10 protein-coding genes are annotated in these 7811 nt (G+C 69.7%); 3 read left to right on the top strand and 7 right to left on the bottom strand.

Annotation, left to right across the window (positions count from 1 at the left end; translation table 11 throughout):
- The first annotated feature begins 12 nt into the window (after positions 1 to 12).
- A complete protein-coding gene (locus ABT342_RS29945; RefSeq protein WP_351580759.1) occupies positions 13 to 474 on the top strand; it encodes a type II toxin-antitoxin system PemK/MazF family toxin in 462 nt (153 codons plus the stop codon).
- 262 nt (positions 475 to 736) lie between these two features.
- Here the strand turns inward: ABT342_RS29945 and ABT342_RS29950 are convergent, their stop codons facing one another.
- The 7 genes from ABT342_RS29950 to clpS form a co-directional block, all read right to left on the bottom strand.
- Positions 737 to 1687, bottom strand: coding sequence for a PLP-dependent cysteine synthase family protein (locus tag ABT342_RS29950; RefSeq protein WP_351580762.1), 951 nt, complete (start codon positions 1685 to 1687; stop codon positions 737 to 739).
- Positions 1687 to 1974: a MoaD/ThiS family protein gene (locus ABT342_RS29955; RefSeq protein WP_351580765.1), complete on the bottom strand. Its 288-nt coding sequence runs from the start codon at positions 1972 to 1974 to the stop codon at positions 1687 to 1689. The genes ABT342_RS29950 and ABT342_RS29955 overlap by 1 nt, the downstream gene beginning before the upstream one ends.
- A gap of 116 nt (positions 1975 to 2090) precedes the next feature.
- The gene (locus ABT342_RS29960; protein ID WP_351580767.1) at positions 2091 to 2222 is read right to left on the bottom strand and encodes a putative leader peptide; all 132 of its coding nucleotides are present in this window, start codon (positions 2220 to 2222) and stop codon (positions 2091 to 2093) included.
- Between the two features lie 134 nt (positions 2223 to 2356).
- Positions 2357 to 2779 carry a M67 family metallopeptidase gene (locus ABT342_RS29965; RefSeq protein WP_351580769.1) on the bottom strand — a complete coding sequence of 141 codons (423 nt, stop codon included), beginning with the start codon at positions 2777 to 2779 and terminating at the stop codon, positions 2357 to 2359.
- Positions 2780 to 2864: 85 nt separating this feature from the next.
- Positions 2865 to 4340: an amino acid permease gene (locus ABT342_RS29970; protein WP_351580772.1), complete on the bottom strand. Its 1476-nt coding sequence runs from the start codon at positions 4338 to 4340 to the stop codon at positions 2865 to 2867.
- A gap of 322 nt (positions 4341 to 4662) precedes the next feature.
- Positions 4663 to 5253, bottom strand: coding sequence for a DUF2017 domain-containing protein (locus ABT342_RS29975; RefSeq protein ID WP_351580775.1), 591 nt, complete (start codon positions 5251 to 5253; stop codon positions 4663 to 4665).
- Positions 5253 to 5564 (bottom strand): ATP-dependent Clp protease adapter ClpS, encoded by a 312-nt coding sequence (gene clpS, locus ABT342_RS29980; protein ID WP_351580778.1) that lies wholly within the window; start codon positions 5562 to 5564, stop codon positions 5253 to 5255. The genes ABT342_RS29975 and clpS overlap by 1 nt, the downstream gene beginning before the upstream one ends.
- Before the next feature lie 91 nt (positions 5565 to 5655).
- Here clpS and ABT342_RS29985 point away from each other — a divergent pair, with 91 nt between their 5' ends.
- Positions 5656 to 6987, top strand: a complete 1332-nt coding sequence (locus ABT342_RS29985; protein WP_351580782.1) for a nicotinate phosphoribosyltransferase — start codon at positions 5656 to 5658, stop codon at positions 6985 to 6987.
- Between the two features lie 119 nt (positions 6988 to 7106).
- A complete protein-coding gene (locus ABT342_RS29990; RefSeq protein ID WP_351580785.1) occupies positions 7107 to 7691 on the top strand; it encodes an isochorismatase family protein in 585 nt (194 codons plus the stop codon).
- Positions 7692 to 7811 lie beyond the last annotated feature (120 nt).

The raw sequence follows: 7811 nt of genomic DNA on the forward strand, positions 1-7811 counted from the left end.
ACCGTCGGAGGTATGGACACGTCCTGGTGGCTCGCGCTCGGTGCGGTGGTGGTGCTCGCGCTCGTCGTCGCGGTGGCGGACGGGCGCGGGCGGATGCACCGGAGGCTACGCCGTCGCCCCCGCGCCCGGCTCCGGCCGCCCGGCAGGCCGGATGAGCGCGGGGCCCGGCCCCGGCCGGGCGAGATCTGGTGGGCGAACGTCCCTTATGAGGACGGCCCCGGAACCAAGGACCGCCCCTGCCTCGTCCTGCGCGTGCACGGCGGCGAGGCCCGCGTCGTCAAGATCACCAGCAAGTACCACGACGAACGGCCCGGGGTGATCCCGCTGCCGCCCGGCTCGGTCGGGGACACCCACGGGCGTCCCAGCTTCCTGGAGACGGACGAGCTGCGCGAGGTGCGCGTGGGCGACTTCCGTCGCCGGGTGGGGGTGGTGGACCCGCTGCTGTGGGACCAGGTCCGGCACCTGTCGCCCTGACGGGGGGTGGGGCGGGTTGCCGTGGTGGGGCGGGCCGCTGCGCGGGGCTTTGTCCCCTACCCGCCCCTTCCCGAAACTGGGGGCAAGCCCCCAGACCCCGTACGGCCTTCGGCCGTGTCCTCAATCGCCGGACGGGCTCCAAAGGAGACCCGCTGGGGGTCCCCCCACGCCCGCCAGGGCGTAGGGGGAGATTGAGGAGCTGGGGTTCGGGGGCGGAGCCCCCGCAAGCAGGCGCCCCATCCGCACCCGCACGCGACGCGCTTCAGGCCCAGAGCTGGCCCTGGAGCGTTTCGATCGCGGCCTCCGTCGTCGGGGCCGTGTAGACGCCCGTGGAGAGGTACTTCCAGCCGCCGTCGGCGACGACGAAGACGATGTCCGCCGACTCCCCCGCCTTGAGCGCCTTCTTGCCGACACCGATCGCCGCGTGCAGCGCGGCCCCCGTGGAGACGCCCGCGAAGATGCCCTCCTGCTGGAGGAGCTCACGGGTGCGGGTGACCGCGTCGGCCGAGCCGACCGAGAAGCGGCTGGTCAGGACGGACGCGTCGTACAGCTCGGGGACGAAGCCCTCGTCGAGGTTGCGCAGGCCGTAGACGAGGTCGTCGTAGCGCGGCTCGGCCGCGACGATCTTGACGTCCGGCTTGTGCTCGCGCAGGTAGCGGCCCACTCCCATCAGCGTGCCCGTCGTGCCGAGGCCCGCCACGAAGTGGGTGATGGAGGGGAGGTCGGCGAGGATCTCGGGGCCGGTGGTGGCGTAGTGCGCGCCCGCGTTGTCCGGGTTGCCGTACTGGTAGAGCATCACCCAGTCGGGATGCTCGGCGGCGAGTTCCTTCGCGACGCGGACGGCGGTGTTGGAGCCGCCCGCGGCGGGGCTGGAGATGATCTCGGCGCCCCACATCGCGAGCAGCTGGCGGCGCTCCTCGCTCGTGTTCTCGGGCATGACGCACACCATGCGGTAGCCCTTGAGCTTGGCCGCCATCGCGAGCGAGATCCCGGTGTTGCCGCTGGTCGGCTCCAGGATCGTGCAGCCCGGCGTGAGCCGGCCGTTCTTCTCCGCCTGCTCGATCATGTGGAGCGCGGGGCGGTCCTTGACCGAGCCGGTCGGGTTGCGGTCCTCCAGCTTGGCCCAGATGCGGACGTCCTCCGAGACGGAGAGCCGGGGCAGCCGGACGAGCGGAGTGTTGCCGACCGCGGCGAGCGGGGAGTCGTACCGCATTACTTCGAGCCGCCTGCCACGGCCGGAAGGATCGTGACGCTGTCGCCGTCGGTCAGCTTGGTCTCGATGCCGTCCAGGAAGCGGACGTCCTCGTCGTTGAGGTAGACGTTCACGAAGCGGCGCAGCTGGTCGCCGTTCGCCTTGTCGATGAGGCGGTCCTGGATTCCGTTGTGCCGGGTCTCGAGGTCGGCGAACAGCTCGGCGAGGGTGTCCCCGCTGCCCTGGACGGCCTTTTCGCCGCCGGTGTAGGTGCGGAGGATGGTCGGGATGCGGACCTCGATGGCCATGGCGTGGGCTCCTGTCGAAAGGGACGTAGGGGCGTTACGTGAAGAGGCGCGCGGCTCGGCCCCCCGCGCGGGGGTTTGGTGCAGGGGGTCGTGCGCTCGGGGGCCGGGCCGGTTGTTCAGGCCGTACGGCGGTCCGCGCAGCGCGCACAGGTACACATCGCGCTGGCGAGACGGCACAGGTCGACGTGCAGCCGCGCCACGAGCAGCAGCGTGCCCGGCGTCTTTTCGCTCACGTCGTTCGAAACCATGCGGTCATCGTAACGATTCCCGGTCCGGCTCCCGGAATGTGATCTCGCATCGCGGACGTGATCTGTTCACCAGGTGGACGCCCATCGGGCGCCGGAAGGCGCATGGAAGACGCACGGAAGGCGCTCGGAGGGCGTCAGTACGCCTCGACGACCTTGACGTCCTCCTCGGTGACCTCGCCCTCGACGATCCGGAACGACCGGAACTGGAAGGGCCCGGCCTCGTCCGTGTCCGCCGTCGACACGAGGACGTAGTGCGCGCCCGGCTCGTTGGCGTACGAGATGTCGGTGCGGGAGGGGTAGGCCTCGGTCGCCGTGTGGGAGTGGTAGATGATCACCGGCTCCTCGTCGCGGTCGTCCATGTCCCGGTACAGCTTCAGCAGATCCGTCGAGTCGAACTCGTAGAAGGTCGGCGAGCGCGCGGCGTTCAGCATCGGGATGAAGCGCTCGGGGCGCCCCTCGCCGACGGGTCCGGCGACCACGCCGCAGGCCTCGTCGGGGTGGTCCGCGCGAGCGTGGGCGACGATCTGGTCGTAAAGGGCCTGGGTCAGGGTCAGCATGGTGACGAGAATAGGCGGATGGGCCTCGGATCTGAGATCCGAGGCCCATCTGATGAGACAGCGCCTGAGACGGCCGCCGGCCGGGTCAGCGAACGGCGTCCTGCTTCGGCTGCTCCAGCTTCTTGGCCTTCTTGGCCTTCGCCTTCAGCACCAGGTAGCCGACCGCCAGGATCGCGCCCCACAGCGGCGCGCAGTACAGCGAGATCCGCGCGTCCTTGTCGATGCCCATCATCACGATGACCATGCCGATGAAGGCGAGCGAGAAGAGGCTGAGCCAGATGCCGCCCGGGGCCTTGAAGGAGGACTGGGGCAGTTCGCCCCGGTCGGCCTTGAGGCGGAAGCGGACCTGACAGACCAGGATCATGATCCAGGCCCACATGCCGGAGATGGTCGCGAAGGAGACGACGTAGTTGAACGCCTCGCCCGGCCACTGGTAGTTGATCCAGACGCCGACCATCATCAGCCCGGCCGAGAACGAGGTGCCGACCAGCGGCAGGCCGTTCTTGGTCAGCTTGGTGAAGAACTTCGGGCCCTGGCCGTTGAGCGCGAGGTCGCGCAGCATCCGGCCGGTGGAGTACATGCCCGAGTTGCAGGAGGAGAGCGCGGCGGTCAGGACGACGAAGTTCACGATCGCGGCGCCGATGCCGAGGCCCATCTTCTCGAAGGCCGCGACGAACGGGGAGACGCCGGGCTGGAAGTGGGTCCACGGCACGACCGACAGGATCATGATCAGCGCGCCGACGTAGAAGACGGCGATGCGCCACGGCACGGTGTTGATGGCCTTGGGCAGAACGGTCTTCGGGTCCTTGGACTCGCCCGCGGTCACACCGACCAGCTCGACCGCGAGGAAGGCGAACATGACCATCTGGAGGGTCATCAGGGTGGAGCCGATGCCCTTGGGGAAGAAGCCGCCCTCGGACCACAGCAGGGTCATCGTGGCGGTGTCACCGGCGTCGGAGAAGCCGATGGTGAGGATGCCGGCGCAGATCAGGATCATGCCGATGATCGCGGTGACCTTGACCATCGAGAACCAGAACTCGAGCTCGCCGAAGAGCTTGACGGAGATCAGGTTCGCGAGGAACAGGACGACCGTGAAGATCAGGGCGAAGACCCATTGCGGCTGATTGAGGATGCCGTCCGTGTTCTTGGTCCAGTACTGCATGTACTCGGACGCCGCGGTCACCTCGGTGATGCCGGTGACGACCCAGAAGAGCCAGTACGTCCAACCGGTCACGAAGCCCGCGAAGGGGCCGATGAACTCGCGTGCGTACTCCGAGAAGGAGCCGGACACGGGGCGGTACATGAGGAGCTCGCCGAGCGCCCTCATGATGAAGAAGATGACGAGGCCCGCGATGGCGTACGCGAGGATCAGGCTGGGGCCTGCCTTGGAGATGCCCTTGCCCGCACCCAGGAAGAGCCCGGTGCCGATGGCTCCGCCGATCGCGATCATCTGGATCTGACGGGCCCCGAGGCCTCGCTGGTAGCCCTCGTGGCCGTCGCCGGAAGCGGTTCCCGCGGCCTCATTGCCGTCGTGTTGCTTGTCGACCTGCAAAGAGGTCATGGTGATGCGCCCTTTCTCCATGCGATCCGCGCCGGACGCGTACGAGGCGTACTGCGTGCGACTGCGGATCAGGTCCTGATCCCCCCGGATGTGGATGGAGTGCCACCGGCGGTCCGCCGGTCCAAGCGCCCCCGGGAACAGGGGTGGCGTCCCGGGCGGTCGTGAAGATCTATCACGCACCGGGCGCTGATCCATTCAGGACTTTGTGACGCACCACACAGCAAGAAGGGGACAAAAGGCGCCCCGCCGGGCAAAGCGGGGCGATAGAGTGACGCGATCGTTATTCGGATTTGAGCGTCCGCTGAGCGAACACTCCGTCCGGTCAGGGCATCAGCGTCTCGACGAGCGTCTCCTGGAGAGCCCCGAGCCAGAGGTAGGCCATCACCATCGGCTTGCGCGGATCGGAGTCCGGCAGCCGGTACAGATCGCCGGTCTCGTCCTCGTCGGCGACCTCCAGCCGGGTGCCGATGGTCAGCCGCAGATCGTTGAGCGCGCCCAGCCAGTGCAGCGACTCGCCGGCGGTCAGCTTCAGGACCGCGCCGCCCTCACCCTTCGAGGTGAGCCCGTCCAGACTGCGCACGACGGCGAGGGCGTCGTCGCGCTTGCGGGCGCGCAGGTCGTTCTCCGTGTAGCGCCGGAACTCGGCGGAGAACTCGCGCAGGTCGTCGGTCTCCTCGACCTCCGGGTCGTTGTACGCGTCCGGGAAGAGGCGCGCCAGCGCGGGGTCGGACGGCGGCTCGCTCGGACCCTGGGCGAACAGCGCGGCGAGCGGGTCCTCGCCCTTGGCGGGCTCGTCGCCCGGCCCGATCAGCTCCAGCAGCTGGACGGCGAGCGAGCGCAGGATGGAGATCTCGACCTCGTCGAGCGCGGCGGCCGCGCCGCCGCCGGGCAGCGCCTCGAAGTGGCCGGCCATCAGTTGCGGTCCTGGGAGAGCGTCGCCCACAGCCCGTAGCCGTGCATCGCCTGCACGTCGCGTTCCATCTCCTCGCGGCTGCCGCTGGAGACCACGGCCCGCCCCTTGTGGTGCACGTCCAGCATCAGTTTGTGGGCCTTGTCCTTGGAGTAGCCGAAGTACGCCTGGAAGACGTATGTGACGTAGCTCATCAGATTGACCGGATCGTTGTGGACGATCGTCACCCACGGGACGTCGGGTTCAGGGACGGCGAACGTCTCCTCGGCGGATTGGGGACGTTCGATCTCTACGGGCACAGTCACTCCACCCATGCTGCCACCCGGGGAGCCGCGTCGCACAAACGCCCCCGGCCCTCCCAGGACATCTCGTCAGTTTGACGAAATGTGCGCTACCATGGCCGTCATGAACACTGCGGATCTGGGTCTGCCGGTGGACGTGCCGTCGACCGCGCTCTTCACCGACCAGTACGAGTTCACGATGCTCCAGGCCGCGCTGAAGGCGGGCACCGCCGACCGGCGATCGGTCTTCGAGGTCTTCACCCGCCGACTGCCCGAGGGCCGCCGCTACGGCGTCGTGGCGGGCGTCGGACGCGTCCTGGACGCCGTGGAGAACTTCCGCTTCGACCCGGGCCTGCTCGGCTTCCTGCGGGACCGGCACATCGTCGACGAGCCCACGCTCCAGTGGCTGGCCGGATACCGGTTCAGCGGGGACGTCTGGGGCTACCCGGAGGGCGAGGTCTACTTCCCCGGCTCGCCGATCCTGCGCGTCGAGGGCACCTTCGCCGAGTGCGTGCTGCTGGAGACCGTGATCCTGTCGATCCTCAACCACGACTCGGCGATCGCGGCCGCCGCCTCCCGGATGTCGGCCGCCGCGGGCGGGCGCCGGCTCATCGAGATGGGCGCCCGGCGCACGCACGAGCTCTCCGCCGTCGCCTCCGCGCGCGCCGCGTACGTCGGGGGCTTCAGCTCCACCTCCGACCTCGCGGCCGGCTTCCGCTACGGCATCCCGACGGTCGGCACCAGCGCCCACGCCTTCACCCTTTTGCACGACACCGAGCGGGACGCGTTCCGGGCCCAGGTGGACTCCCTCGGACGGGGCACGACGCTGCTCGTCGACACCTACGACGTCGCCGAGGCCGTACGGACCGCCGTGGAGGTCGCCGGGACGGAGCTCGGGGCCGTCCGCATCGACTCCGGGGACCTGCTGCTGGTCGCCCACCGGGTGCGGCATCAGCTGGACGAGCTGGGCGCGCGCGACACGAAGATCGTCGTGACGTCCGACCTGGACGAGTACGCGATCGCCTCGCTGGCCGCGGCGCCCGTGGACGCGTACGGGGTGGGGACCCAGCTGGTCACCGGCAGCGGCCACCCGACCTGCTCGATGGTCTACAAGCTGGTCGCCCGCACGGAGTCGGCCGATCCGCGGGCGCCGCTGACCGCGGTGGCCAAGAGGTCGACGGGCGGGAAGCTGTCCGTGGGGGGCCGCAAGTGGGCCGCCCGCCGGCTCGACGAGGAGGGCGTCGCCGAGGCCGAGGTCCTCGGCACCGGCCCGGTGCCGGACGAGCTCGCCGACCGGCAGCTGCTGGTGGAGCTCGTCAAGGGCGGCGAGGTCGTCGCCCGCGAGCCGCTGGACGCGGCGCGCGAGCGGCACATCGCGGCACTCGCGGGGCTGCCGATGTCGGCGATGCAGCTGTCGCGCGGAGAGCCGGTGATTCCCACGGAGTACCACGTGTGACGTGACGTGTGGCGTGCGTGAACCAATCACCACTAGCAGTCAAACGCCCCCTCCCACAAGGCGGTTGAAGTCTCTACCCTCAGAACATTGCCGCCTCCCTCCCACGAAGGACACCCGCCATGCACCGCGCATTGATCGTCGTCGACGTTCAGAACGACTTCTGCGAAGGCGGCAGCCTCGCGGTCGCGGGGGGTGCCGATGTCGCTGCCGCCATCACCGACCTGATCGGGCAGGCCCCGGCGTGCTACCGCCACGTCGTCGCCACCCGCGACCACCACGTCGACCCCGGCGATCACTTCTCGGACCACCCCGACTACGTCGAGACCTGGCCGGTCCACTGCGTCGCCGGGACGGAGGGCGTGGGCTTCCACCCGAACTTCGCACCGGCGGTCGCGAGCGGCGCCATCGACGCGGTGTTCGACAAGGGGGCGTACTCGGCGGCGTACAGCGGCTTCGAGGGGGCCGACGAGAACGGCGTGGGGCTCGCGGCCTGGCTGCGCGCCCGCGATGTCACGGAGGTCGACGTCGTCGGCATCGCCACGGACCACTGCGTCCGCGCGACCGCGCTGGACGCGGCGCGCGAGGGCTTCCGCACGCACGTCCTGCTCGACCTGACGGCCGGCGTCTCCGAAACCACGACGGACCGGGCGCTGGAGGAGCTCCGGGCGTCGGGGGTCGAGCTGAGCGGCAAGCCGGTGGTGTGAGGGCGGGGGTGGGGTCGGTGGCGCCTGTGGCGGAAAGAAACGCCCGCCGCAGGCGCCACCACCCCCGCTAGGCCGTGTCTGACAAATACCGCCGTCCGCCCGCAGGGCGCCAGGCGGGAT

Source organism: Streptomyces sp. NPDC000410, assembly GCF_040300305.1.
GTDB lineage: Bacteria > Actinomycetota > Actinomycetes > Streptomycetales > Streptomycetaceae > Streptomyces.

Bases quoted from the DNA above. Each gene is read 5' to 3' on its own strand.
- ABT342_RS29945 (WP_351580759.1), top strand. From the start codon at position 13: ATGGACACGTCCTGGTGGCTCGCGCTCGGTGCGGTGGTGGTGCTCGCG.
- ABT342_RS29950 (WP_351580762.1), bottom strand. From the start codon at position 1,687: ATGCGGTACGACTCCCCGCTCGCCGCGGTCGGCAACACTCCGCTCGTC.
- ABT342_RS29955 (WP_351580765.1), bottom strand. From the start codon at position 1,974: ATGGCCATCGAGGTCCGCATCCCGACCATCCTCCGCACCTACACCGGC.
- ABT342_RS29960 (WP_351580767.1), bottom strand. From the start codon at position 2,222: ATGGTTTCGAACGACGTGAGCGAAAAGACGCCGGGCACGCTGCTGCTC.
- ABT342_RS29965 (WP_351580769.1), bottom strand. From the start codon at position 2,779: ATGCTGACCCTGACCCAGGCCCTTTACGACCAGATCGTCGCCCACGCT.
- ABT342_RS29970 (WP_351580772.1), bottom strand. From the start codon at position 4,340: ATGACCTCTTTGCAGGTCGACAAGCAACACGACGGCAATGAGGCCGCG.
- ABT342_RS29975 (WP_351580775.1), bottom strand. From the start codon at position 5,253: ATGGCCGGCCACTTCGAGGCGCTGCCCGGCGGCGGCGCGGCCGCCGCG.
- clpS (WP_351580778.1), bottom strand. From the start codon at position 5,564: ATGGGTGGAGTGACTGTGCCCGTAGAGATCGAACGTCCCCAATCCGCC.
- ABT342_RS29985 (WP_351580782.1), top strand. From the start codon at position 5,656: ATGAACACTGCGGATCTGGGTCTGCCGGTGGACGTGCCGTCGACCGCG.
- ABT342_RS29990 (WP_351580785.1), top strand. From the start codon at position 7,107: ATGCACCGCGCATTGATCGTCGTCGACGTTCAGAACGACTTCTGCGAA.